The following is a 23,929-nucleotide window of genomic DNA, read 5'->3' as shown; positions in this document are numbered from 1 at the left end:
TTCACTGTCCCGTTTTCGTGGGACAGATATTTTGAATCCATTTTCAGGAGGGGAATGCCATGCGAACTTACGTATTACCCCTATTGATCGTCACCTCGGTCTCGTCTGCGTTTGCGGCCGAAGTGCCGAAGGAAGGTAACTACGACTACACCGCGTGCTGGTCCGGCACGAACAATATGATCACCTTCTCCAAGACCCACACCGCAGCAAGCTACGAAATGACGGGTGCTATCCGAAGCACGACGCCCGGCGGCATGTTTGACAAGCATACGTTCCGCTGCGTTGGGATGAATGCTTCGCTCGACGGCAAGAACACCGGATCCACGGTGTGCGAGGCCATTGATGCAGATGGTGACAAGCGCCTGTCAACCTTTGCTCTCGGGAGCGACGGCAAGGTCACCCGCGAGAATGTCGTCGGCACCGGAAAATACGAAGGCATGGTTGCAAGCGGCACGGTCCAGCCGCTCGGGCCCTTTCCGCTCATCAAGGCCGGAACATTTCAGGACTGCAATCACCAGGCCGGCACCTATAAGCTGAAATAGCACGCGAGCAGCGGAATGCCGCCGCTTGAACGGCGGCATTCCGTCTGGAGCTATGGCGCCTGGCTTGCCCTCTGCTCGCGTGACTCCCGCCCCTTCAAAAAGAACGAAATCGCCGGCGTCGCCACGCAAACGATAGGGACGCTTCCCAAATCACCACAATAACAGCACCAACATGCTGACCGGCCCGGCGTAAGATCGTCGTGAAAACAAAGGGTGGGGCACCATGAACGTTCGCTCGGGTCTTCTGGAAGCGATCGGCAATACGCCGCTGATCAAGCTCCGCGGACCGTCGGAAGCCACCGGCTGCAACATCTACGGCAAGGCCGAATTTCTCAATCCGGGCGGCTCGATCAAGGATCGCGCGGCCCTGGCGATCATCAACGACGCCGAGCAGCGTGGCGAACTGAAGCCGGGCGGCATCATCGTGGAAGGCACCGCCGGCAACGTCGGCATCGGCATTGCGCTCGTGGCAAATGCGCGCGGATATCGTTCCGTGATCGTGATGGCCGACACGCAAAGTCAGGAGAAACAGGACATGCTGCGGCTCTACGGCGCCGATCTGCGCCTGGTCCCCGCCGTGCCCTATTCCGATCCTCGCCACTATGCGCGCTATTCCGGCCGCCTCGCTGGGGAACTGGGAGCATTCTGGGCCAACCAGTTCGACAATATCGCGAACAGCGATGGCCATTATCGCACGACCGGCCCCGAGATCTGGCAGCAGACCGACGGAAAGATCGACGGCTTCACCTGCGCCGTCGGCAGCGGCGGGACTTTGGGTGGCGTTGCGCGCGCCCTAAAAGAACGCAATCCCGATGTGAAGATCGCGCTCAGCGATCCCATGGGCGCCGCCCTCTACAACTGGTTCACGAAGGGTGAGCTGACGACAGAAGGCGAATCGATCACCGAGGGCATCGGTCAGGTCCGCATCACGAAGAACCTCGAGGGCGCGCCGATCGACATCGCCTACCGGATCACGGATCAGGAGGCGCTCCCCGTCCTGTTCGACCTGATCGAACATGAGGGATTGGTGCTCGGCGGCTCGAGCGCGATCAACATCGTGGGAGCCATGCGGCTTGCACGCGACCTCGGTCCCGGCAAAACCATCGTCACCATCCTCGCCGACGGCGGCCAACGCTACCAGTCCAAGCTCTTCAATGCGGATTTCCTGCGCAAGAAAAATCTGCCGCTGCCGCGCTGGATGAATTGAGCCGGGCGGTCCGCGTTACTGGATCGCGCCTCTGATCAACCGCCCTCGCCGCTCTCGGTTTCGCCGCCCTCATCGCCCGGCACGTACTCCAGAATGTCTCCCGGCCGGCAGTCCAGCTCGCGGCAGATCGCCGACAGCGTCGAGAAGCGCATCGCCTTCGCCTTGCCGGTCTTCAGGATCGACAGGTTCTGGATCGAGATGCCGATCGCGTCCGCAAGATCTCCGAGGCGGCGCTTGCGCTTTGCGAGCATGACATCGAGGTTCACCACGATGGGCACGAGCATCACCCTCAGATCGTCAGGTCGTTTTCGGACTGCAACAGGATGGCGTGATCGAGCGCGAATTTCAGTGCCATCAGGAAAACGCCGCCTGCGATGGTGCCGACGTCGACATTGTAGCTCGGCAGAAAGAATTTGATGTCGCCGGTTCGATACAAGACATAGAGCACCGCATTGGTCGTGATCGTATCGACGAACGGCCAGACCACCAGAAAGATCCCCATCCACCAGACACCCTGTAACGTCTCGGACACGAAGATCCGCCCGTTGGCGAATCGGTTGACCATGCGATGAAGGATGCCGATCAGCACGGCGTAAAACGATACCCCAGGCGCGAACAGCGACCAGAACAGCATCTTGCCCAAGGTCGACATCGTGAGCGGGTTGGCGACGATGCTGGCGCACTTGGCCTGCTCGCCGATCAGACTTTCAGCGATCGCGGCCGAGGCGGTGGTGGTGCGGTAATAGGCCAGCCACAGCACGACCGGCAATGCGGCCCAGATCATCCAGAACGCCCGATCGAGCCGGCGAAACCAAAGCTGGCGCTGCTCACGAACCGATCTCACCATCACATCCATCCAAAAATTTTTGCCGAACAAGGCCGTTACGGCCGCGCTGCATCATGCTGCGGTAATGTTGTTGACTCAACCTAAAACGTGATTTATTTCCTGTTTATCATGAAATTTTTCATGAAGAAGGTGGATGATGACGGCACTCCCAGACCAAGACGGCCTTCGTAAGGCCCTGAAGCAGTTGATCCGCGCTCACCTGACGCGCCGCCTGATCGTGGCAGCATTCCACATCCCGCTGCTCGGCAGTGCCGCCGATGCCGCCAAAGCCACCGACAAGGCCAGCGATCCGGCCGGCGTCTGGCTGACCCAATCCGGCGACGCCAGGATCAAGGTCAACCGCTGCGGCAGCGCGCTGTGCGGCCGCGTCGTCTGGCTGAAGGAGCCGACCGACAAGACCACCGGCAAGCCGCAGCCCGACGACAAGAACGCCGATCCCGCGCAGCGGACGCGGCCGGTGATGGGCATCTCGCTCTTCATCAACATGCAGCCCGCGGGCCCGAACAAATGGGCCGGCCGGATATACAACGCCGATGACGGCAAGACCTATGAGAGCTCGGTAACGCTGGTTTCAGCCGGCACGCTGAACGTGCGCGGCTGCATGGGAACGCTGTGCGCGGGGGAAGACTGGACGCGGTGAAGGGATCTGGCCCCGACCCTTCTCCGGCCAAGAAGAAAAGCAAACCCGTTAACTCAAGGCCGCCCCATTTGGGCGGCCTTCTTTATGACGGCCGTGCCCTGCCGACCCGGCCGCCCTCCCGTCTGAGCACAGGGATTCCCGGGCTGGTGAACGCGCCGATCGACCGGAGGCCCGCGACCGGTCCGGGACCCGGATTCAGGGCCTTACCCGTGATCTGGGATACCAATCCGCCCATTTTGCTGCATTGCACAGTCGCCTATGCTGCCATGCAAACAAACTCATTGTATCTGGCATCTGGTATACATAGTTTGGCTGCAGATGATGAGCCGGCCCATTGCTGGCCCTCCAGTGAAAGGGGACACCAATGTCCAAGACCACCGCATTCGCGCTCGCGCCCTCCTCCACCCTGCTCGGCCGCCTGCTGGCCTCGATCGACCGCCTGCTGATGAAGAGCGCGGAGATCTCCAACCGCAATGGCGACCTGCCGCGCGTCGGCCTCTAAGGCACAAGGATTCCAGACGCACTCCGCCGAGACTGTTCCGGCGCAAGATGCGACCTGACACTAAACCTTCGACCAATGGCCCCGATTTTTCGGGGCCATTTTTTTGCGCGCTGAACCAGCGTGCGCACACATGCGAGACTTCTGCGGCATAAGCGCACGCAGACCCTGCGACAGCTTGAACGTTGGCATATCGGATACCAAGATGATCGCGCGCGCGCGCCAAAACCAGAATGACGACAAAGCGCGCACTGGGAGGATTAATGTCGGACATGGTTCAGGCAACTGCGGCCCCCGCGGCCGCACGGGTCAGCGACACCTATCGCTGGACGCAACTCGCGATCGGCGTCGCCGCGATGGTGATGATCGCAAATTATCAATACGGATGGACGTTCTTCGTCCCCGACATCCAGAAGAAGTTTGGATGGGATCGCGCGTCGATCCAGTGGGCCTTTACGCTCTTTGTATTGTTCGAGACCTGGCTGGTGCCGGTCGAAGGCTGGTTCGTCGACAAATACGGTCCGCGCCTCGTCGTGCTGATCGGCGGCATCCTCTGCGCGATCGGGTGGACGATCAACGCGCACGCGACCTCGCTCAACGGCTACTATCTCGGCATGATCATCGCCGGCATCGGCGCCGGCGGCGTCTACGGCACCTGCGTCGGCAATGCGCTGAAATGGTTTCCCGACAAGCGCGGCCTTGCCGCGGGCATCACCGCGGCCGGCTTCGGCGCGGGTTCGGCACTCACGGTTGCGCCGATCCAGGCGATGATCAAGGACTCCGGTTTCCAGACCACCTTCCTCTATTTCGGTCTCGGCCAGGGCATCATCATCGTGCTGCTCGCCTTCTTCCTGCTCTCACCGAAGGCCGGGCAGGTCCCGGCCGTCGTGCAGAACGCCAACATCATCCAGACCCGACGCAACTATCAGCCGACCGAAGTGCTGCGGCAGCCGATCTTTTGGCTGATGTACTTCATGTTCGTGATCGTCGGCGCCGGCGGACTGATGGTGACGGCAAACCTGAAGCCGATCGCGGTCGACTGGAAGGTCGACAGCGTGCCGGTCACGCTGATGGCGGTGACGATGACGGCCGTGACCTTCGCGGCCACCATCGACCGCGTCCTCAACGGTCTGACGCGTCCGTTCTTCGGCTGGATCTCCGACATGATCGGCCGCGAGAACACGATGTTCATCGCCTTCGGCATGGAAGGCTTCGGCATCTGGATGCTCTACCTCTGGGGCCACGACCCGGTGTGGTTCGTGCTGCTCTCGGGCTTCGTGTTCTTCGCCTGGGGCGAGATCTATTCGCTGTTCCCCTCGACCTGCACCGACACGTTCGGCGCCAAGTTCGCAACGACGAATGCGGGCCTGCTCTACACCGCGAAGGGCACCGCCGCGCTCCTGGTGCCGATCGCCAACTACATGCAGCAGTCGTCGGGCAATTGGGACAACGTGTTCATCATCGCAGCCGGCGCCAACATCCTCGCCTCGCTACTCGCGATCGCCGTGCTCAAACCGTGGCGCAAGATCGTGGTCGCGAAATCGGCGCCGGCGTAAGCAAGTCGCCTTTCTCTCGCTGACGAAAACGCCCGGCCAAACGCCGGGCGTTTTTCATTTTTCGGCATCCACCACGAACCCGGATCGACCCAAAGCATGCCAGATTTGTTGCGACGCAACAGAAAGATCGGCTTGCTTTCTGGAATATAGTATACCAAGCTCCGCCGAAGCGCTTGCGACGATACGCCACAATAATTGCGACACTGGGTCTCACGAAGACCAGGCGCGCTCGGGAGGATTTGATGGTTTCCAGCAATACTGCCGTCACACAAGCTCAACCTTCGTCCAGTGGCTTCCGCTGGCTGCAGCTCGTCATGGGCATCGTCTGCATGGCGATGATCGCGAACCTGCAGTACGGCTGGACGCTGTTCGTCGATCCGATCGACGGCGCGCATCACTGGGGCCGCGCGTCAATCCAGTTCGCCTTCACGATCTTCGTCGTGACCGAGACCTGGCTGGTGCCGGTGGAGGCCTGGTTCGTCGACAAATACGGTCCGCGGATCGTCATCATGTTCGGCGGCGTCATGATCGCGCTCGCCTGGGTGCTGAACTCCTACGCCTCTTCACTCACCGTGCTCTATGCCGCGGCTGTCGTCGGCGGCATCGGCGCCGGCTCGGTATACGGCACCTGCGTCGGCAATGCGCTGAAATGGTTTCCCGATCGCCGCGGCCTCGCCGCCGGCGCAACTGCTGCCGGCTTCGGCGCGGGTGCTGCGCTGACCGTGGTGCCGATCGCCAACATGATCGCCTCGAGCGGCTATCAGACCGCGTTCTTCGATTTCGGCATCGGGCAAGGCCTGATCGTGTTCCTGCTCGCCTTCTTCATCCAGAAGCCCGCGGTGACGCTCCCGCCGAAGAAGAAGCAGCTCAATCTCCCGCAGACCAAGATCGACTTCACCCCGCCGCAGGTGCTGCGCAGCCCGATCTTCTGGGTGATGTATCTGGTGTTCGTGATGGTCGCCTCCGGTGGCCTGATGGCGGCGGCGCAGATCGCGCCGATCGCGCACGACTACAAGATCGCGACGACGCCGGTCTCGCTCGCCGGCTTCCAGATGGCCGCGCTGACCTTCGCGATCTCGCTCGACCGCATCTTCGACGGGTTCGGACGGCCGTTCTTCGGCTGGGTCTCCGACAATATCGGCCGCGAGCACACCATGTTCATCGCGTTCGGCACCGGCGCGCTGATGCTGCTGACGCTGTCGACCTGGGGCCACAATCCGCTGGTGTTCGTGCTGGCGACTGCGGTCTATTTCGGCGTGTTCGGCGAGATCTACTCGCTGTTCCCGGCGACCTGCGGCGATACCTTCGGCTCGAAGTTCGCGACCACCAACAACGGCATGCTCTACACGGCGAAGGGCACCGCTGCGCTCTTGGTGCCGGCCGCCAGCATCGTCGCCGCCAGCTATGGCTGGCAGGCGGTGTTCGTGATCGCGGTCGCCCTCAATGCCACCGCGGCGCTGATGGCGCTATTCGTGATCAAGCCGATGCGCCGCGCCTTCATCCACGGCAACGAGGCTGCCGCCGCCGAGACCGCGCCGGGCGCCAAGACAGCCTGATAAGACAGCCTGATAAGACCGCCTGATCCCGATATCTTCATGCTGAATCCAAAGAGGCGCACTTCGGTGCGCCTCTTTCTTTTTGTCGCACGCAGGCATACCAGATACCAATTCGCAACAGATGGTCGGTCCAGCCGACCGCTCAAATCCGCTCACAATCGTCCGAAACGTCAGCAAACCTGCCTATTTAAGCTGTTCCCCGGTGGTAGATTTCCATGACAGCCCGTTGACAATTGGCATTTTGTATACCAGACTCGCTTCATCGATGACCCCAAGGAGGTTGCCATGCAAGTCGGAGATATCCTGCGCAAGAAGACCCCTCGCGTCGCCACGGTTCGCATGAACGAGACGGTCGCGATCGCCGCGCAACTGATGCGTGCCAGCAATATCAGCGCGCTCGTGGTCAAGGACGTCGTTCGCACCGAGGGCAACACCTGCGCCGGCATGTTCACCGAGCGCGACGTGGTGCGCGCGATCGCCGAACACGGTGCAGCCGGCGCCAGCATGAAGGTGTCGCAGTTCGTCTCGGTACAGCAGCTGGTGTCGTGCACATCGAGCGACACACTCGAGCACATCCGCCATCTCATGACCAAGCACCACATTCGGCATGTGCCCGTGATCGACGACTACAGCCTGATCGGCGTCGTCAGCATGCGCGACATCGCGGCCGCGTTCGACGAGGAGACCTCCGCGTTGAACAGGCAAGCCGTGCCGGCGTAACACGCAGCTCGATATCCGTTACGCTCTCAGCCAGGCGCTGCGTGCTCGATCAGCAGCGCCTGAGCAATTGACCGAAACTGTCTGCGCCGCCCTCGCCTGACCGCCGCGCCCCGTCATTTCCGCATGGGCGCGCCCCAGGTCGCTGGTAGACATTTGCCTGACCGGACGGCATCCTTCTCCTCGACATCCCATAACAACACCGTGCGCTGCCGTCCGCGACACGGAAAATCCTGATGGAAACGAGGGCAGAATGATCAAGACACGCTTCACCGAAATGTTCGGCGTCGACCACCCGATCGTGCAGGGCGGCATGCAATGGGTCGGCCGCGCGGAGCTCGTTGCCGCCGTCGCCAATGCCGGCGCGCTCGGCATGATCACCGCGCTGACGCAGCCGACGCCGGACGATCTGCGCAAGGAAATCGCGCGCTGCCGCGAGCTGACCGACAAGCCGTTCGGCGTCAACCTGACCATCCTGCCCGCGATCAAGCCGCCGCCCTATGCCGAGTATCGCGAGGCCATCATCGAGAGCGGCATCAAGATCGTCGAGACCGCCGGCAACAAGCCGCAGGAGCATGTCGACGAGTTCAAGAAGCACGGCGTCAAGGTGCTGCACAAATGCACCAGCGTCCGCCACGCGCTCTCCGCCGAGCGGATGGGCGCCGACGCGATCTCGATCGACGGCTTCGAATGTGCCGGACATCCCGGCGAGGACGACACCCCGGGCCTGATCCTGATTCCGGCCGCCGCCGACAAGGTGAAGATCCCGATGATCGCCTCGGGCGGCTTCGGCGATGCCCGCGGCCTGGTCGCCGCGCTCGCGCTCGGTGCCGAAGGCATCAACATGGGCACGCGCTTCATGTGCACCAAGGAGAGCCCGATCCATCAGCTCGTGAAGGAACGCATCGTCGCCAATGACGAGCGCGAGACTGAGCTGATCTTCCGCACCATGCGCAACACCTCGCGCGTCGCCAAGAACGTGATCTCGACCAAGGTCGTGCAGATGGAGAAGGAAGGCGCCAAGTTCGAGGACGTCCGCGAACTGGTTGCCGGCGCCCGCGGCAAGATGGTCTACGCGACCGGCGATGCCGACGAAGGCATCTGGTCGGCCGGCCAGGTGCAGGGCCTGATCCACGACATTCCGTCCTGCGCCGAACTCATCTCGCGCATCGTCGGCGAGGCGGAAGCGATCATCCGCGAACGGCTGGAACGCATGACGGCCGGCGCCAAGCGCCAGGCTGCGGAATAAGCGGCCCGGAGAACGAATGTTATCCGTCATCCCCGCCAAGGCTTGGGCTTTGCGCGGGGATGACGGAACTGAGAGTGATCTCGCGTCAGACGACACAAACGAGAAGAAGCCCATGAAAGCCTACGTATACGGCGCCAACGGACCTGAGATCGCCGACGTCGCGAAGCCCACACCGAAGGGCACCCAGGTGCTGGTCAAGGTTCACGCCTGCGGCCTGAACCGCGCCGATCTCGGCATGACCAAGGGCCACGCCCACGGCGCGGCCGGCGGCGTCGGCACTGTGCTCGGCATGGAATGGGCCGGCGAGGTCGCCGAGCTCGGTCCCGATGCCAAGGGCGTCAAGGTCGGCGACAAGATCATGGGCTCCGGCGGCGCGGCGTTCGCTGAATACACGCTCGCCGATCACGGCCGGCTGTTTCGCAGCCCATCGAACATGAATTTCGACGAAGCCGCTACGCTTCCCGTCGCGCTTGCCACCATGCACAACGCCGTCGTCACCAATGGCGCGTTGCAGCCGGGCCAGACCGTGCTGATCCAGGGCGCGAGCTCCGGCGTCGGCCTGATGGCAATGCAGATCGCAAAACTGAAGGGCGCCAAGCTCTTGGTGGGATCATCGACGGACGCGATGCGCCGCGGCCGGCTGAAGGAATTCGGCGCCGATCTCGCTGTTGATTCCAAGGATCCCGGCTGGGTCGATCAGGTGCTGCAGGCGACCAATGGTGAAGGCGTCGATCTGATCGTCGATCAGGTCTCAGGGCCAGTCGCGAACCAGAATCTGAAGGCGACCAGGGTCAAGGGCCGCATCGTCAATGTCGGCCGGCTCGGCGGCACCCATGGCGATTTCAATTTCGACCTGCACGCGGCGCGCCGCATCCAGTATATCGGCGTCACCTTCCGCACCCGCTCGATCGAGGAGATCCGCGCGATCTTCGACGAGGTGCGCAAGGACATCTGGCCTGCGGTCGAAGCGCGCAAGCTGCAGCTGCCGATCGACCAGGTCTACAAATTCGCCGACATCGGCAAGGCATTCGAACACATGGAAGCCAACAAGCACCTCGGCAAGATCGTGGTAACGCTGTAGCCGGGCGGTGCGGAGGGCGGATTAGCGCAGCGTTCATCCGCCCGCCTCTTCCGCGTGCGATCTTCAGCCGACCGGTCCGGGAACCCAATAATCCCCCGCAAGCGGACTGACTTTTACATCGCTAATGACTCCGAGCTCCAGGCTTGGATCGAAATAGCGCATCGTCCGCTCATTGAGGTCAATGATGCGGCCTGGCCTGAGCGGCCCCACATCATTTATCTTCACGATGACCTTCTTGCCGACAGCCTCGACCAGGGCATATTTCGGCCTCGCGCCGAATTGGACCCCACCAAATTTCCGACGCAGGCTTGTCTTGATGGCTGCCGACCAGACCGAGCGATCATAGCGCTCGCCGGAGGCTGTGCTCGGACCGCCCTCTTCCTTGCCGGGCTCGAACGGATTGTACATGGATGCCGCGCCAACGATCGCATCCCCACAAGCGGCATTGACGACCTCGCTTGAATGAACCGCACCAATTTCACTTCCAGCAGCCGGGCCAAAAATGGCGAGCGCAACTACGGCGCCGCAAACTACGGCGCTCGAGCCGAACAGCATCACAACTCCTTGACTGATTTTTCTCGATCGTTCGGTTCCCGATTCCGCAAAACATGGTCGAGTGAACGTGGAGGCGTTAACTCGGGCTAGTTCTTTGCGGATTCGTGCCAATTCCGGCGACGGAACCATTGTGGGAACCGCAGCGGTCCCACACAGTGTTTTTAGTTCTCGCCCGACTAAGACAGAGAATGCGTCAGCAACATGACTGAACAGAAGGTCTTCGACAGCGCGTCTACAGTGACTCGGCGTCACTTTCCGCACCCGCTCGATCGAGGAGATCCGCACGATCTTCGACGAGGTGCGCAATGACATCTGGCCCGCGGTCGAAGCGCGCAAGCTGCAGCCGCTGATCGACCTGATCTACAAATTCGCCGACGATTACGCCGGAGCTGTCATCGGGCCGCGCGTCGCGCGGACGCGGTTGGCCAACCCGCCTCACGCTCGACTCGGTCTTACCTGTGTAATGGCGACGCCAGAGATCGCGAGCAGCCCACCGACGACCAGCTTCGGCGTCACGCGGTCACCAAGAAACAACACGCTCGAGATCAAGGCGAACACAGGAATCAGCAAGCCGAAGGGGGCGATGCGGTCCATCGAGCATCGCGCGATCAACCAGAACCAGAGGCCGAACCCGACAATCCCGCCGATGAAGATGGTGTAGGCGAGCGCCAGCCAGCCGCGTCCATCCGCCGTGACAAGGCTCGCCGCTTGTCCATACTCAAGCAGCAGTGACATCAGCATCACCTGCGGCACGGTGAGCAACGACGACCACCCCATCAACATCAGCGGATCAAACGGGCCGTAGCGTTTGGTCAGGACGTTGGACACCGCGAATGCGAAGGCGGCTCCTACCACAAGCAGCAGCGGCAAGGCGTTCGCGGACGGGCCGGGCTCCGCTGTCAGCACCACGCCGGCGAACGCAAGCACCACACCGGCAGATGTGACGAGCGACGGCCGCTCCGCGAGCAGCGGCCAGGCCAGCAGCACGGTGAAGGGCGGCGCGAGTTGATAGGCGATGGCCGACATGCTTCCCGAGCCGAGCCGGAGGCCGACATAAAACAACCCGAAGTTCAGCCCGCCGAGAAAGAGCGAGATGACCGCGATCGGGCCGAGTTGTTGGCGCGTCGGCGTTTTGACGAACGGGACAAGCAGCAGCGCCATCGCCAAAAAACGCAGCGCGAGGAAGAACAGCGGCGGAAATTCCGTCACGCCCACTTTAATGACCACGAACTGATAACCCCAGAGCAAGGGAACGGCCAACGCGCAGACGATCTGGATGGCAGACATGGTATCCTTCCTTTCAAGACCGATCGGTCCATATATCGAGACGCCAACCGTAGAACCGTCCAAACAAGGACGTTCTAACCTCACTTATCTGATGAAGCGGTCGAGCAGCGCGTCAGCGGTGGCTTGCGACGTGGTCTGTGTCGACGCGGTTTTGGCGACCACGCGCAGCCCTTCGACGAAACAGACCAGAATTCGAGCGGCGCTTGCAGGCTCGACGCCATCGGCCAATTTTCCCGCGGCCTCCGCCCGGGACAGTGCGTCTGCCATCCTGGCCTCCATGGCTCTGAAAAAGCCCGCGGCGCGACGATTGACTTCAGCATCCTGGCCGGCCAGCTCCATCGCTGTCGCCACCAATAGGCATCCGCGCCGGCCATTGGCACCGCGCGTCCGCTCCACGTAGCCAGCGAGGTAAGCTCGCAGGCCGTCAACGGGCGCTCGCCGGGGATCGAGCTCGACGTCGATCCGGGCCAGGGCATCGGCAATGTAGCAATCGAGCGCGCGCAGGAACAGCGAATGCTTGTCGCCGAAAGCGGCATAAAGGCTGCCGCGCGAGAGCTTCGTCGCACGAAGCAGGTCCGGGAGCGCCGTGGCGTGATATCCGCGCGACCAGAACACATTCATCGCGCGCTCGACTGCGGCTTCCATGTCGAAGCTTCGAGGACGGCCACGGGAAGGCTGCACGGGCATCTGGCGGCTCATTACCGATATATAGACCAATCGGTCTTGAAATTGCAAGTCCCCGTCGGGCGGGCGGCCCGTAGCCGGTGACGGGTCAAGCGAAGCGCGTGTTCTGGGCGGACCACCTCGCCTTCCGTTATTCCGCCACTCGTTACGCAGCTCAGTGGTTTCCGGGCTCAGTCCTGCGGGCTGTCCCGGAATGACGGGTGGATAGCTCGGGCGAAATGCGCCGCAGGAACGCGGATCGATGTTTGAATGCGACTGATGGACTTGCGCGGCACGTCTTGAGACTCGGAATAATTCGCAAGAACTCCGCGGCTGAGACGCGCTCTTGCAAGTGAGTTGCGATTGCGCAAGGCGAACGACGCGTGACACTTGATGTTCACGGACTCCCTGCTAAACCGCCGCCCATGAGCTCTTCCAAGACCCGCGCACCCTCCTCCAAGACCTCCGTCGCCGCGATCTCGATCCTCGCCAGCGGCACCATGGCGTTGGCAAAATTCGTCGTCGGCATCGCGATCGGATCGCTGGCGCTGATATCAGAGGCGCTGCACTCGACGATCGACCTGGTCGCCACCATCATCACCTGGGCGGTGGTGCGGGTATCGGACCAGCCGGCCGACGCCGAGCATCATTACGGCCACGGCAAGTTCGAGAGCGTCTCGGCGCTCTTCATCATCGCCCTGCTCTATGTGCTTGCCGGCGGCGTCCTGGTGCAGGCCTACAGCCATCTGCGGGAAGGCGCGCCGCCGCCATCGATTTCGGCCATTCCCTTCATCGTTCTCGTGATCGATATCGGCGTCAATCTGTGGCGCGCCCGCGCGCTGCATCGCGCCGCGCGCGACACCAAGAGCCAGGCGCTGGCCGCCGACGCGCTGCATTTCGCCTCCGACGTGATGGGCTCGGCCGCCGTCATCGTCGGGCTGGTGCTGGCGGGCCTCGGCTTCTGGTGGGGCGACGCCGCGGCGGCGATTGCGGTCGCGGTGATGATCGCGCTGCTCGGCCTGCGCATGGCGCGGGAGACGGTCGAGACCCTGCTCGACCGCGCGCCCGAAGGCGCGCTGGAGAAAGCCACCGCCGCCATCAAGGCCGTGCCTGGCGTGGTCGACGTCGAGCGCCTGCGGGTCCGCATGGTCGGCGCAACGCATTTCATCGACGCCATCGCCGCCGTGCCGCGCACCTATCCGATCGACCGTGTCGAGGACATCAAGCGCCGGGCGCAGGAGGCCGTGACCAAGGCGTTCGGCGACGCCGATCTCACCTTCACCGCGGTGCCGGTGGCGCGCGACAATGAGAGCGTGCGCGAGCGCATCATGGTGATCGCGCGCAATTCCGGCCTCGCCATCCACCACGTCACGGTGCACGATATCGGCGGCAAGCTGATCGTCAGCATCGACCTCGAGGTCGACAGCGACATGGCGCTGGACGCCGCGCACGACATCGCCCACGAGCTCGAGCGCGCGATCCGCGAGGACTTTGGCGAGGATGTCGAGGTCGACACCCATATCGAACCGCTCGAGCCGGAACTGCCGTGGGGAACCGACGCCGCGCCCGACCGCGTCGACGCCATCAAGACCGCGCTGACCGGATTTGCCGATGGCGGCGCGATCCATGACATCCACAATGTGCGGGTCCGCAACACCGACGCCGGCGAGATCGTCAACTTCCATTGCCGCGCCGCGCCCACGATGAGTGTGATCAAGGTGCACGAAGGCGTCGACGAGATCGAACGCAAGATGCGCCGCGCATTTCCGACCGTGAAACGTGTGATCAGTCACGCAGAGCCCGAGCGCGCGTAATTCTACGGAGCCGTTCCCCTTTCGGACTCACTTTGCGCATCCCGATTCTATTTTTGACAAGAATTATTTCGCATTAACGAATCGTTGACTCTCGACAGCCCGAGAAATCTGGATTCAAATCATCATGATTCGGATGCATCGTGGGGAGCATCCGAACCGGGTAAAAATCAGCTTAGAGCGGGGGTCTAAGGCATGGCGCGCGCGCATGCAGCGAACGCGTGCGTCCAATCCGATTCGATCAAAGGATTGGCGCAGTCGATCGCGAAACCGGCCTATCACAGGCTCTTGACGGCCGAGCCTGCACTGCGCCGCGCTGTGCCGACCCTCATCATCGCCTTCCTCATCACGATCTGCCTCGGCGCCTTCGTCCAGGTGATCGATCAGAACCGGCAGAAGCGCGGCGCGATGAAGCGCGACCTTGCCGCGCTCTCCGACATCCTCGCCGAACGCCTCGATCGCCTGACCTCGGTGCGTCGCGACCGGCTCGCCAACATCGAGCGAATGCAGGAACTGCTGCCGGATCTCATTCCGTCCTGGGGCATCGCCTACGGCCGCCACGTCATCATCACCAGCGCCGATCATCGCGTGCTGGCGCGTGTGCCGATCGACGGCGCCGGCGAGAACGACCGCGTCCTCGACATCGTCTCCACCGCGCAGCTCCTGATCGCACCGGGCCAGCAGGGTGCGGTCAATGACATGACGCTGCCGGGCGGCACCGGCGCGCTGGCGATCTCGCAGCTCGTCAAGTCGCTGCCCGGCCAGGTCGTCGTGATCCAGGAGATGAACGAGCCGATCTGGGGATCGGACGCCGCGCTCTCGGTGACGCTGTCGGCGACCACGAGCTTCGTGGTGCTGATCCTCGGCTTCGCCTTCCATTGGCAATCGACCCGCGCCCGCGAGGGCGACCTGATCAACGACGCCGTGCGCGGCCGGATCGACACCGCGCTCAATCGCGGCCGTTGCGGATTGTGGGACTGGGACCTGTCGCGCGGCCGGATCTTCTGGTCGCAGTCGATGTTCACCCTGCTCGGCCTCGACACCCGCAACGACCTCCTCACCTTCGGCGAGGTCAACGCGCTGGTGAATTCCGACGACATCAACCTGTTCGACATCGCCGACCAGCTGATCTCGGGCAGGATCGATCACATCGACCAGAGCTTCCGGATGCGGCATGTCGGCGGCCACTGGATCTGGCTGCGCGTGCGTTGCGAGCTCAGCCACGCCGCCGCCGACAGCGGCCTGCATCTGATCGGCATCGCGGTCGACATCACCGAGCAGAAGAGCCTCGCCGAAAAGTCCGTGGAAGCCGACCTCAGGCTGCGCGACGCGATCGAGACTATTCCCGAAGCCTTCGTGCTCTGGGACTCCGACGACCGCCTTGTGCTCTGCAACTCGCACTTCCAGCGGCTGCACAAGCTGCCTGATAGCGCCGTCAGCCCCGGCACCTCCTACGAGACCGTGATCGAGGTCGGCAGCATGCCCGAGGTGCGCACCCGCCTGCACGAAAGCGGCGTGCCGGCGCCCGGCGCCCGCACCTTCGAAGCCCAGCTCGACGACGGCAGCTGGCTGCATATCAGCGAGCGCCGCACCAAGGACGGCGGCTACGTCTCCGTCGGCACCGACATCACCCGCATCAAGGCGCACGAGCAGAAGCTGGTCGACAACGATCTGCGCCTGCGCGCCACCGTGATCGACCTGCAGAGCTCGCAATCCGAGCTCGAGCGGCAGGCCGTCGAGCTCGCCGACCTCGCCGAGAAGTACTCGCAGGAAAAGACCCGCGCCGAGGACGCCAACGCCGCGAAGTCGAAATTCCTCGCCAATATGAGCCATGAGCTGCGCACGCCGCTCAACGCCATCATCGGCTTCTCCGAGATCATGGGCAGCGGTCTGTTCGGAACGCTCGGCTCGGACAAGTACGCGGAGTACTGCCACGACATCCTGACATCAGGGAAATACCTGCTCGAGGTCATCAACGACATTCTCGACATGTCGAAGATCGAGGCCGGCCGCATGAAGTTCGACATGGAGCCGCTCGACCTTTCCGGCATCCTCGCGGAGTCGCTGCGGGTGGTCTCCGGCCGCGCCGAGCACAAGGGGCTGTCGCTGGAATCGGATATCGAAAGCACGATCTCGGTCGTCGCCGACCGTCGCGCGGTCAAGCAGATCATCGTCAACCTGCTCTCCAACGCCGTGAAGTTCACGCCCGACAACGGCCGCGTGCTGGTGCGCGGTCAGATGCTGGACGACTCGATCGTGCTGCTGATCGCCGACAGCGGCATCGGCATCGCGCCGGAATCGCTGCGGCGGCTCGGCAAGCCGTTCGAGCAGGTCGAGAGCCAGCTCACCAAGAGCTACCAGGGCTCGGGCCTCGGACTTGCGATCGCGCGCTCGCTCACCAACCTGCATGGCGGCTCGATGAAGCTGCGCTCCAAGCTCGGCGTCGGCACCGTCGTCCGCATCACCCTGCCCCGCGATCCCCGCTCCTTGCAAACCAGGCTGCCCGAAGCGGCCTAGCCCCGCGCTACGCGCTCTCCAGCTTCGGCGCGACCTCGCGCGCGACCTGCACCAGGGCTGCGATCAGCGGCGTCATCGGATCGCGCTGCGGGATCACCAGGCCGATGCTGTAGTCCACCACCGGATCGACGATCGGAATGCTGCGCACGGCATCGGCGAGGCCCAGCGTCTCGGCGAGCTTGGCCGGCATCACGCTGGCCCAGCGTCCGGTTTTCACATGGGTGTAGAGCACGAGCAATGAGTTCGACGTCAGCGACGGCGTCGCTTCCGCGCCGACCGAGGTCAGCGCGCGATCGATGATGCGGCGGTTCTGCATGTCGGGCGTCAGCAGGCACAGCGGCACGGTGCCGACTTCCTTCCACGTCACCTGCTTGCGGTCGCCGAACATCGCATCGGGGGCGGTCAGCAGACGATAGCTCTCATTGTAGAGCGGGATGGTGCGGACCTTGCCGATCGGCTCGTTCTCGATGTAGGTCAGTCCGGCATCGACCTCGAGATTTTCGAGCAGGCCGAGCACGTCTGCCGACGTGCACGACTGGATGCGGAAGCGCACGTCGGGATGGCGCGCGCGGAATGGCGTGGTGAGCGAGGCCACCATGCCGAGCGCGGTCGGGATCGCGGCGATCCGGATCTCGCCCGACAGCTTGTCCTTGAGGCTGTTGATCTCCTGCTTCATCGCCCGTGCATCGCCGACGATGCGCCGCGCCCAGTCCAGCGTCCGTTCGCCTTCCGGTGTGAAGCCCTGGAAGCGCGATCCGCGCTGCACCAGCATGACGCCGAGGATCTCCTCGAGCTGCTTGAGGCTGGTCGACATGGTCGGCTGGGTGACGCCGCAGGCCTCCGCAGCCCGGCCGAAATGCCGTTCCTTGGCCAGCGCCAGCAGAAGTTCGAGCTTGTCGATCAAGGTTCAAACCCCCTCGGAAAACGGTGCCCCAAATGGCAGCCCGGCGTGTCCATAGGTAGCACGATCAGGGTGCGATCCCGAAATCCAAAGCAGCCCGGAAGTGCGTGATTTCAGAACATTATTGCGATCCCGGATCGACCGATTTGGCAACGCTATTAATCGCGTTTCGCAATCGCCGCATGAGACAGCTTTATTGATGTTTCGGAGGATTCCAATTCTCATGCGCGAAGCAAAAAACTGATCGTGAGAAGCGCTGATGACGGTGGGATACGAACCTTGGGACAAGGCGCGCGGCGCTGAGATCATCGCCGAGCATGCCGGGCTTGAAGGCGCCACGCTGGTGATCCTGCACGCGCTGCAGGAGGCGTTCGGTTATGTGCCGGAGCCCGCGATCCCGATGGTCGCGGAGGCGCTCAACCTGTCCCGCGCCGAGGTGCACGGCGTGTTCACCTTCTACCACGACTTCCGCAAGGCGCCCGCCGGACGCCACGTCCTCAAGCTCTGCCGCGCCGAGGCCTGCCAGGCTGCCGGCGGCGATCGGCTTGCGGCGCGCGCGGAGGCCAAGCTCGGCGTTGCCCTGGGCAATACCACGGCGGACGAGCGCGTGACGCTGGAGCCGATCTACTGCCTCGGGCTGTGCGCCACCGCGCCGTCGGCGATGCTGGATGGCCGCGTGGTCGGCCGGCTCGATGAAGCGCGGATCGACGCGCTGGTCGCGGAGGCGCAGCGATGACGATGCGAATTTACGTTCCCCGCGATGCCGCGGCGGTCGCCGTCGGCGCCGACGATGTCGCCCTCGCCTTCGCGCAGGCCGCATCCGCGCGCGGCGCAGCCATCGAGATCGTCAGGAACGGGTCGCGCGGACTGTGCTGGCTGGAGCCGATGGTCGAGCTTTCGACCGCGCAGGGCCGCATCGCGTTCGGCCCGGTGACCACGTCTGACGTCCCTGCCCTGCTCGATGCGATGGCCGGCAATGGCCAGCACGCGCTGCGGCTTGGTGTCACGGACGAGATTCCCTGGCTGAAGCGCCAGACCCGGCTGACCTTCGTTCGCTGCGGCGTGGTCGATCCGCGCTCGGTCGACGACTACCGCGCCCATGGCGGCTACAAGGGCCTCGAACGGGCGCTGACGCTGACCTCCGACCAGATCCTTGCCGATGTCACCACGTCGGGCCTGCGCGGCCGCGGCGGCGCCGGCTTCCCGACCGGAATCAAGTGGAAGACCGTGGCGCAGGCGAATGCCGACCGCAAATACATCGTCTGCAACGCCGACGAAGGCGACAGCGGCACCTTCGCCGACCGCATGATCATGGAAGGCGACCCCTTCGTCGTGATCGAAGGCATGACGATCGCGGGTATCACGGTCGGCGCCACCAAGGGCTACATCTACATCCGCTCGGAATATCCGCACGCGGTCGAGGCGATGAACGCGGCCATTGTCGCGGCCCGCAGCGCCGGCTTGCTCGGCAAGTGGATCGGTGGCTCCGCGCATGAGTTCGATCTCGAAGTACGTGTCGGCGCCGGCGCCTATGTCTGCGGCGAAGAGACCTCGCTGCTGGAGAGCCTCGAGGGCCGCCGCGGCATCGTCCGCGCAAAACCGCCGCTGCCGGCGCACAAGGGCCTGTTCGGCCGTCCGAGCGTGATCAACAACGTGCTGTCGTTCGCAGCGATCCCCTTCATCCTCGACAACGGCGCCAAGGCTTATGCCGATTTCGGCATGGGCCGCTCGCGCGGCACGATGCCGATCCAGCTCGCCGGTAATATCAAGTACGGCGGGCTGTTCGAGACCGCGTTCGGCGTCACGCTCGGCGAGCTCGTCGACGAGATCGGCGGCGGCACCATCACCGGACGCGAGGTGCGCGCGGTGCAGGTCGGCGGGCCGCTCGGCGCCTACTTCCCCCGCGCGCTGTTCGACACGCCGTTCGACTACGAGGCGTTCGCCGCGCGCGACGGCCTGATCGGCCATGGCGGCATCGTGGTGTTCGACGACACCGTCGACATGGTCAAGCAGGCGCGTTTCGCGATGGAGTTCTGCGCGGTCGAATCCTGCGGCAAGTGCACGCCGTGCCGGATCGGATCGACCCGCGGCGTCGAGACCATCAACAAGATCATCAACGGCGAGCGCGTGGCGGAGAACCTCGCGGTCGTCGAGGACCTCTGCAACACCATGAAGTTCGGCTCGCTGTGCGCACTCGGCGGCTTCACGCCCTACCCCGTGATGAGCGCCCTCAAACACTTCCGGGAAGATTTCGGCGGAGATTTAGGTCCCGCACCGGCCACATTGCAGGCCGCGGAATAACAGGAGATCACGATGTCGCTGATCCAGGAAACCGATTTCGGCACGCCCAAATCCAAATCCGAGACGATGGTCACGCTGACCATCGACGGCAATCAGATCACCGTGCCCGAGGGCACCTCGATCATGCGCGCGGCGATGGAAGCCGGCACCCAGATTCCAAAACTGTGCGCGACCGACATGGTCGACGCCTTCGGTTCCTGCCGGCTCTGCCTGGTCGAGATCGAGGGCCGCGCCGGCACGCCGGCGTCCTGCACCACGCCAGCGATGAATGGCCTCGTCGTGCACACCCAGAGCGATCGGCTGAAGAAGCTGCGCAAGGGCGTGATGGAGCTCTACATCTCCGACCATCCGCTGGACTGCCTGACCTGCGCCGCGAATGGCGACTGCGAATTGCAGGACATGGCGGGCGCCGTCGGCCTGCGCGACGTGCGCTACGGTTATGAGGGCGAGAACCACGTCTTCGCCAAAGCGCACGGCTGCGAAAACGACAACTGGATGCCGAAGGACGAATCCAATCCGTACTTCACCTACGATCCCTCGAAGTGCATCGTCTGCTCGCGCTGCGTCCGCGCCTGCGAGGAAGTGCAAGGCACCTTCGCGCTGACGATCTCCGGCCGCGGCTTCGACAGCCGTGTCTCGCCCGGCATGAACGAGAGCTTCCTCGGCTCCGAATGCGTGTCCTGCGGCGCCTGCGTGCAGGCCTGCCCCACCGCGACGCTGACCGAGAAATCGGTGATCGAGATCGGCCAGCCCGAGCATTCGGTGGTCACCACCTGCGCCTATTGCGGCGTCGGCTGCGCCTTCAAGGCCGAGATGCGCGGCGAGGAAGTGGTGCGCATGGTGCCGTGGAAGGACGGCAAGGCCAACCGCGGCCATTCCTGCGTCAAGGGCCGTTTCGCCTGGGGTTACACCACCCACAAGGAGCGCATCCTGAAGCCGATGATCCGCGAACGGATCGAGGACCCCTGGCAGGAAGTGTCGTGGAACGAGGCATTCAACTTCGCCGCGGCGAAGTTCAAGGGCATCCAGCAGAAGTATGGCCGCGACGCGGTCGGCGGCATCACCTCGTCACGCTGCACCAATGAAGAAACCTATCTGGTGCAGAAGCTGATCCGCGGCGGCTTCGGCAACAACAATGTCGACACCTGCGCCCGCGTCTGCCACTCGCCGACCGGCTACGGCCTGTCGCAGACCTTCGGCACCTCGGCCGGCACGCAGGATTTCGATTCGGTGGAGGACACCGACGTCGTGCTGATCATCGGCGCCAATCCGGCCTCGGCCCATCCGGTGTTCGCCTCGCGGCTGAAGAAGCGGTTGCGCCAGGGCGCCAAGCTGATCGTGGTCGATCCGCGCCGCACCGAGATGGTGGAATCGCCGCACGTTAAGGCGCTGCATCTGCCGCTGATGCCCGGCACCAACGTCGCCGTACTCACCGCGCTCGCCCATGTCATCGTCACCGAAGGGCTCGTCGACGAGGCCTTCGTCCGCGAGCGCTGCGACTGGAGCGAGTTCGAGGATTGGGCTGCCTTCGTCGCGGACCCGAAGCACAGCCCGGAAGCGACCGCGATCATGACCGGCGTCGATCCGAAGGCCCTGCGTGAGGCGGCGCGGATCTATGCCACCGGTGGCAACGGCGCGATCTATTACGGGCTCGGCGTCACCGAGCACAGCCAGGGCTCGACCACGGTGATCGCGATCGCCAACCTCGCGATGGTGACCGGCAATATCGGCCGGCCCGGCGTCGGCGTGAACCCGCTGCGCGGCCAGAACAACGTGCAGGGCTCCTGCGACATGGGCTCGTTCCCGCACGAACTGCCCGGCTACCGCCACATCGCCGGCGACGCGGTGCGCGAGCAGTTCGAGGCGATGTGGAACGTCAAGCTCAACAATGAGCCGGGCCTGCGCATCCCCAACATGTTCGATGCCGCGATAGAGGGCACCTTCATGGGGCTCTACGTGCAGGGCGAAGACATCCTGCAATCCGATCCCAACACCAAGCACGTGGTGGCGGCGCTGTCGGCGATGGAATGTGTCATCGTCCACGACCTGTTCCTGAACGAGACCGCGAACTACGCCCACGTCTTCCTGCCCGGCTCGACCTTCCTCGAGAAAGACGGTACCTTCACCAATGCCGAACGCCGCATCCAGCGCGTCCGCAAGGTGATGACGCCGCTCAACGGCTATGCCGACTGGGAAGTGACGATCATGCTTGGCAAGGCGATGGGCTTCGAGATGAACTACAGCCATCCGTCCGAGATCATGGACGAGATCGCTGCGCTGACGCCGACCTTCGCGGGCGTCTCCTATGCGAGGCTCGACGAACTCGGCTCGGTGCAGTGGCCTTGCAACGAGAAGGCGCCGGAAGGCACGCCCGTGATGCATATCGGCGGCTTCGTGCGCGGCAAGGGCAAGTTCATCATCACCGAATATATCGCGACCGACGAGCGCACCGGCCCGCGCTATCCGCTGCTGCTCACCACCGGCCGCATCCTCAGCCAGTACAATGTCGGCGCGCAGACCCGCCGCACCGAGAACGTGGTCTGGCATGCCGAGGACCGGTTGGAGATCCATCCGCACGACGCCGAACAGCGTGGCGTGCGCAACGGCGACTGGGTGCGACTGGCGAGCCGAGCCGGCGAGACCACGCTGCGCGCGGAGATCACCGACCGCGTGGCGCCGGGTGTGGTCTACACCACGTTCCACCACCCGGACACCCAGGCCAACGTCATCACGACCGACTTCTCGGACTGGGCGACCAACTGTCCCGAGTACAAGGTCACAGCCGTGCAGATCTCGCCGTCGAACGGTCCGTCGGACTGGCAGAAGGCTTATGACGAGCAGGCACGCCACTCCCGCCGCATCGCGCCTGTCGTGGAAGCCGCGGAGTAGCGATGCGCGAGCCCGTCCACAAGGCGAACCGAAAAGTCTGGCGCGACGGCGTCTTCAGCGACGGCGCGCGCCTGATCCCGGAAGAGACGCCGCTGGCGCTGACCTATAACGGCGGCACCTACGCCGTGATGATGGGCTCGCCCGAGGACCTCGGCGACTTCGCCGTCGGCTTCAGCCTGAGCGAAGGCATCGTGCAGTCGGCCGACGAGATCGAGACCCTCGACATCGTCGAGCTCGACGACGGCATTGAGCTGCGGATGTGGCTCAAGCCTGACAAGGCCGAGCGGATCGCCGAGCGGCGGCGCAACATTGCCGGCCCGACCGGCTGCGGCCTCTGTGGGTTGGACTCGATCAGCGAAGCAGTCCGGCCGGCCGCGGTGGTGCCTGCCGGCCGCGTCTTCTCCCCGCGCGAGATGATGACCGCGGTGGCGGCGGTCGCGCCGCTGCAGGAGATCAATCACCAGACCCGCGCCGTACATGCCGCCGCGTTCTGGACCGCCACGCGCGGCATCGTGGCGCTTCGCGAGGACGTCGGTCGCCACAATGCGCTCGACAAGCTCGCCGGTGCGCTGGCCCGCGACAAGATCGACGCGAGCGACGGCATCGTGCTGCTGACCAGCCGCGTCTCGGTCGAAATGGTGCAGAAGACTGCCGCGATCGGTGCACCGCTGATTGCTGCCGTGTCGGCGCCGACCGCGCTTGCGGTACGGATGGCAGATGCCGCCGGCATCACGCTGGCCGCGATCGCCCGCGCCGATGGATTTGAAATCTTTACGCATCCGGAACGCGTCACAGGCGCGGTGCCCGGCAAGGAGTCCCCGTATGTCGTCGTCGCCTGACAAACTGGTCTATATGGCGAACCAGATCGGAAAGTTCTTCCACAGCCAGGGCCGCGACCGCGCCGTGCAGGGCATTTCCGAGCACATCTGGAAGTTCTGGGATCCGCGGATGCGCAAGCAGATCTTCGCCCATCTCGACGCCGGCGGCGCCGGCCTCGACCCTGATGTGCTCGACGCGCTGCAGAAGCTGAAGCAGCAGGCGTAGCGAGCAACGCGCGCAACCCTCTTTCACCGTCACCCTGAGGAGCCGCGGAGCGGCGTCTCGAAGGGTC

22 protein-coding genes and 1 pseudogene are annotated in these 23,929 nt (G+C 63.9%); 17 read left to right on the top strand and 6 right to left on the bottom strand.

What is annotated here, in order from left to right; genetic code table 11:
• The first annotated feature begins 59 nt into the window (after nucleotides 1-59).
• Together H8A95_RS02480 and H8A95_RS02475 are read left to right on the top strand one after the other, a co-directional pair.
• Nucleotides 60-542: a hypothetical protein gene (locus H8A95_RS02480; protein WP_229181638.1), complete on the top strand. Its 483-nt coding sequence runs from the start codon at nucleotides 60-62 to the stop codon at nucleotides 540-542.
• Between the two features lie 223 nt (nucleotides 543-765).
• Complete coding sequence (locus tag H8A95_RS02475; protein WP_229181637.1) at nucleotides 766-1,749, top strand: cysteine synthase A; 984 nt, start codon at nucleotides 766-768, stop codon at nucleotides 1,747-1,749.
• A 35-nt stretch (nucleotides 1,750-1,784) separates the two neighbouring features.
• Here the strand turns inward: H8A95_RS02475 and H8A95_RS02470 are convergent, their stop codons facing one another.
• A complete protein-coding gene (locus tag H8A95_RS02470) occupies nucleotides 1,785-2,027 on the bottom strand; it encodes a helix-turn-helix domain-containing protein (protein WP_175068453.1) in 243 nt (80 codons plus the stop codon).
• Nucleotides 2,028-2,038: 11 nt separating this feature from the next.
• The gene (locus tag H8A95_RS44050; RefSeq protein WP_229181636.1) at nucleotides 2,039-2,593 is read right to left on the bottom strand and encodes a DUF2975 domain-containing protein; all 555 of its coding nucleotides are present in this window, start codon (nucleotides 2,591-2,593) and stop codon (nucleotides 2,039-2,041) included.
• 136 nt (nucleotides 2,594-2,729) lie between these two features.
• Here H8A95_RS44050 and H8A95_RS02460 point away from each other — a divergent pair, with 136 nt between their 5' ends.
• From H8A95_RS02460 to H8A95_RS02430, 7 genes are all read left to right on the top strand, one after another.
• Nucleotides 2,730-3,236, top strand: a complete 507-nt coding sequence (locus H8A95_RS02460; RefSeq protein ID WP_229181635.1) for a DUF2147 domain-containing protein — start codon at nucleotides 2,730-2,732, stop codon at nucleotides 3,234-3,236.
• A gap of 364 nt (nucleotides 3,237-3,600) precedes the next feature.
• The gene (locus tag H8A95_RS02455; RefSeq protein ID WP_229181634.1) at nucleotides 3,601-3,738 is read left to right on the top strand and encodes a hypothetical protein; all 138 of its coding nucleotides are present in this window, start codon (nucleotides 3,601-3,603) and stop codon (nucleotides 3,736-3,738) included.
• 260 nt (nucleotides 3,739-3,998) lie between these two features.
• Complete coding sequence (oxlT, locus tag H8A95_RS02450; protein ID WP_229181633.1) at nucleotides 3,999-5,291, top strand: oxalate/formate MFS antiporter; 1,293 nt, start codon at nucleotides 3,999-4,001, stop codon at nucleotides 5,289-5,291.
• Nucleotides 5,292-5,533: 242 nt separating this feature from the next.
• A complete protein-coding gene (oxlT, locus tag H8A95_RS02445; protein ID WP_229181632.1) occupies nucleotides 5,534-6,847 on the top strand; it encodes an oxalate/formate MFS antiporter in 1,314 nt (437 codons plus the stop codon).
• Between the two features lie 285 nt (nucleotides 6,848-7,132).
• Nucleotides 7,133-7,567, top strand: coding sequence for a CBS domain-containing protein (locus tag H8A95_RS02440; protein ID WP_229181631.1), 435 nt, complete (start codon nucleotides 7,133-7,135; stop codon nucleotides 7,565-7,567).
• Nucleotides 7,568-7,817: 250 nt separating this feature from the next.
• Nucleotides 7,818-8,813, top strand: a complete 996-nt coding sequence (locus H8A95_RS02435; RefSeq protein WP_229181630.1) for an NAD(P)H-dependent flavin oxidoreductase — start codon at nucleotides 7,818-7,820, stop codon at nucleotides 8,811-8,813.
• A gap of 112 nt (nucleotides 8,814-8,925) precedes the next feature.
• The gene (locus H8A95_RS02430) at nucleotides 8,926-9,894 is read left to right on the top strand and encodes a zinc-binding dehydrogenase (protein WP_229181629.1); all 969 of its coding nucleotides are present in this window, start codon (nucleotides 8,926-8,928) and stop codon (nucleotides 9,892-9,894) included.
• A 63-nt stretch (nucleotides 9,895-9,957) separates the two neighbouring features.
• On the opposite strand, the gene H8A95_RS02425 is transcribed toward H8A95_RS02430, so the two are convergent.
• A complete protein-coding gene (locus H8A95_RS02425; protein ID WP_229181628.1) occupies nucleotides 9,958-10,449 on the bottom strand; it encodes a septal ring lytic transglycosylase RlpA family protein in 492 nt (163 codons plus the stop codon).
• A gap of 241 nt (nucleotides 10,450-10,690) precedes the next feature.
• Here H8A95_RS02425 and H8A95_RS02420 point away from each other — a divergent pair.
• Nucleotides 10,691-10,825 (top strand): annotated as a pseudogene (locus H8A95_RS02420) (quinone oxidoreductase); the annotation flags it as partial.
• Nucleotides 10,826-10,884: 59 nt separating this feature from the next.
• Here the strand turns inward: H8A95_RS02420 and H8A95_RS02415 are convergent.
• Nucleotides 10,885-11,736: a DMT family transporter gene (locus H8A95_RS02415; RefSeq protein ID WP_229181627.1), complete on the bottom strand. Its 852-nt coding sequence runs from the start codon at nucleotides 11,734-11,736 to the stop codon at nucleotides 10,885-10,887.
• Between the two features lie 84 nt (nucleotides 11,737-11,820).
• Entirely contained in the window at nucleotides 11,821-12,381 is a 561-nt protein-coding gene (locus H8A95_RS02410) for a TetR/AcrR family transcriptional regulator (RefSeq protein WP_229181626.1), read from the bottom strand.
• Nucleotides 12,382-12,824: 443 nt separating this feature from the next.
• On the opposite strand from H8A95_RS02410, the gene H8A95_RS02405 reads away from it, so the two are divergent.
• Together H8A95_RS02405 and H8A95_RS02400 are read left to right on the top strand one after the other, a co-directional pair.
• Nucleotides 12,825-14,213, top strand: a complete 1,389-nt coding sequence (locus H8A95_RS02405) for a cation diffusion facilitator family transporter (RefSeq protein WP_229181625.1) — start codon at nucleotides 12,825-12,827, stop codon at nucleotides 14,211-14,213.
• Between the two features lie 192 nt (nucleotides 14,214-14,405).
• Nucleotides 14,406-16,727, top strand: a complete 2,322-nt coding sequence (locus tag H8A95_RS02400; RefSeq protein WP_229181624.1) for a sensor histidine kinase — start codon at nucleotides 14,406-14,408, stop codon at nucleotides 16,725-16,727.
• Between the two features lie 7 nt (nucleotides 16,728-16,734).
• Here H8A95_RS02400 and H8A95_RS02395 read toward each other — a convergent pair whose 3' ends face one another.
• On the bottom strand, nucleotides 16,735-17,631 hold the full coding sequence (locus H8A95_RS02395) for a LysR family transcriptional regulator (RefSeq protein WP_229181623.1): 897 nt from the start codon (nucleotides 17,629-17,631) through the stop codon (nucleotides 16,735-16,737).
• A gap of 256 nt (nucleotides 17,632-17,887) precedes the next feature.
• On the opposite strand from H8A95_RS02395, the gene H8A95_RS02390 reads away from it, so the two are divergent.
• Genes H8A95_RS02390 through H8A95_RS02370 form a run of 5 tightly spaced genes read left to right on the top strand, consistent with a single transcriptional unit; the run spans nucleotide 17,888 to nucleotide 23,862 of the window.
• The gene (locus H8A95_RS02390) at nucleotides 17,888-18,364 is read left to right on the top strand and encodes a formate dehydrogenase subunit gamma (RefSeq protein WP_229181622.1); all 477 of its coding nucleotides are present in this window, start codon (nucleotides 17,888-17,890) and stop codon (nucleotides 18,362-18,364) included.
• Nucleotides 18,361-19,929 (top strand): NADH-ubiquinone oxidoreductase-F iron-sulfur binding region domain-containing protein, encoded by a 1,569-nt coding sequence (locus tag H8A95_RS02385; protein ID WP_229181621.1) that lies wholly within the window; start codon nucleotides 18,361-18,363, stop codon nucleotides 19,927-19,929. Before H8A95_RS02390 ends, H8A95_RS02385 begins: the two co-directional genes overlap by 4 nt.
• A gap of 12 nt (nucleotides 19,930-19,941) precedes the next feature.
• A complete protein-coding gene (gene fdhF, locus H8A95_RS02380; protein WP_229181620.1) occupies nucleotides 19,942-22,818 on the top strand; it encodes a formate dehydrogenase subunit alpha in 2,877 nt (958 codons plus the stop codon).
• Between the two features lie 2 nt (nucleotides 22,819-22,820).
• Nucleotides 22,821-23,657, top strand: coding sequence for a formate dehydrogenase accessory sulfurtransferase FdhD (gene fdhD / locus H8A95_RS02375; protein WP_229181619.1), 837 nt, complete (start codon nucleotides 22,821-22,823; stop codon nucleotides 23,655-23,657).
• Nucleotides 23,641-23,862 (top strand): formate dehydrogenase subunit delta, encoded by a 222-nt coding sequence (locus H8A95_RS02370; protein WP_229181618.1) that lies wholly within the window; start codon nucleotides 23,641-23,643, stop codon nucleotides 23,860-23,862. Before fdhD ends, H8A95_RS02370 begins: the two co-directional genes overlap by 17 nt.
• The last annotated feature ends 67 nt before the right edge of the window (nucleotides 23,863-23,929 follow it).

This window comes from Bradyrhizobium oropedii (genome assembly GCF_020889685.1).
Taxonomy (GTDB): domain Bacteria; phylum Pseudomonadota; class Alphaproteobacteria; order Rhizobiales; family Xanthobacteraceae; genus Bradyrhizobium; species Bradyrhizobium oropedii.
The sequence above is the reverse complement of the archived record's forward strand: the minus strand, read 5'-3'. Positions and strand labels throughout refer to the sequence as shown.

Bases quoted from the DNA above. Each gene is read 5' to 3' on its own strand.
- H8A95_RS02435 (WP_229181630.1), top strand. From the start codon at position 7,818: ATGATCAAGACACGCTTCACCGAAATGTTCGGCGTCGACCACCCGATC.
- oxlT (WP_229181632.1), top strand. From the start codon at position 5,534: ATGGTTTCCAGCAATACTGCCGTCACACAAGCTCAACCTTCGTCCAGT.
- H8A95_RS02480 (WP_229181638.1), top strand. From the start codon at position 60: ATGCGAACTTACGTATTACCCCTATTGATCGTCACCTCGGTCTCGTCT.
- H8A95_RS02400 (WP_229181624.1), top strand. From the start codon at position 14,406: ATGGCGCGCGCGCATGCAGCGAACGCGTGCGTCCAATCCGATTCGATC.
- H8A95_RS02415 (WP_229181627.1), bottom strand. From the start codon at position 11,736: ATGTCTGCCATCCAGATCGTCTGCGCGTTGGCCGTTCCCTTGCTCTGG.
- fdhF (WP_229181620.1), top strand. From the start codon at position 19,942: ATGTCGCTGATCCAGGAAACCGATTTCGGCACGCCCAAATCCAAATCC.
- H8A95_RS02390 (WP_229181622.1), top strand. From the start codon at position 17,888: ATGACGGTGGGATACGAACCTTGGGACAAGGCGCGCGGCGCTGAGATC.
- H8A95_RS02440 (WP_229181631.1), top strand. From the start codon at position 7,133: ATGCAAGTCGGAGATATCCTGCGCAAGAAGACCCCTCGCGTCGCCACG.
- fdhD (WP_229181619.1), top strand. From the start codon at position 22,821: ATGCGCGAGCCCGTCCACAAGGCGAACCGAAAAGTCTGGCGCGACGGC.
- H8A95_RS02460 (WP_229181635.1), top strand. From the start codon at position 2,730: ATGATGACGGCACTCCCAGACCAAGACGGCCTTCGTAAGGCCCTGAAG.
- H8A95_RS02410 (WP_229181626.1), bottom strand. From the start codon at position 12,381: ATGGAAGCCGCAGTCGAGCGCGCGATGAATGTGTTCTGGTCGCGCGGA.
- H8A95_RS02455 (WP_229181634.1), top strand. From the start codon at position 3,601: ATGTCCAAGACCACCGCATTCGCGCTCGCGCCCTCCTCCACCCTGCTC.
- H8A95_RS02475 (WP_229181637.1), top strand. From the start codon at position 766: ATGAACGTTCGCTCGGGTCTTCTGGAAGCGATCGGCAATACGCCGCTG.
- H8A95_RS02370 (WP_229181618.1), top strand. From the start codon at position 23,641: ATGTCGTCGTCGCCTGACAAACTGGTCTATATGGCGAACCAGATCGGA.
- oxlT (WP_229181633.1), top strand. From the start codon at position 3,999: ATGTCGGACATGGTTCAGGCAACTGCGGCCCCCGCGGCCGCACGGGTC.
- H8A95_RS02385 (WP_229181621.1), top strand. From the start codon at position 18,361: ATGACGATGCGAATTTACGTTCCCCGCGATGCCGCGGCGGTCGCCGTC.
- H8A95_RS02430 (WP_229181629.1), top strand. From the start codon at position 8,926: ATGAAAGCCTACGTATACGGCGCCAACGGACCTGAGATCGCCGACGTC.
- H8A95_RS02425 (WP_229181628.1), bottom strand. From the start codon at position 10,449: ATGCTGTTCGGCTCGAGCGCCGTAGTTTGCGGCGCCGTAGTTGCGCTC.
- H8A95_RS02405 (WP_229181625.1), top strand. From the start codon at position 12,825: ATGAGCTCTTCCAAGACCCGCGCACCCTCCTCCAAGACCTCCGTCGCC.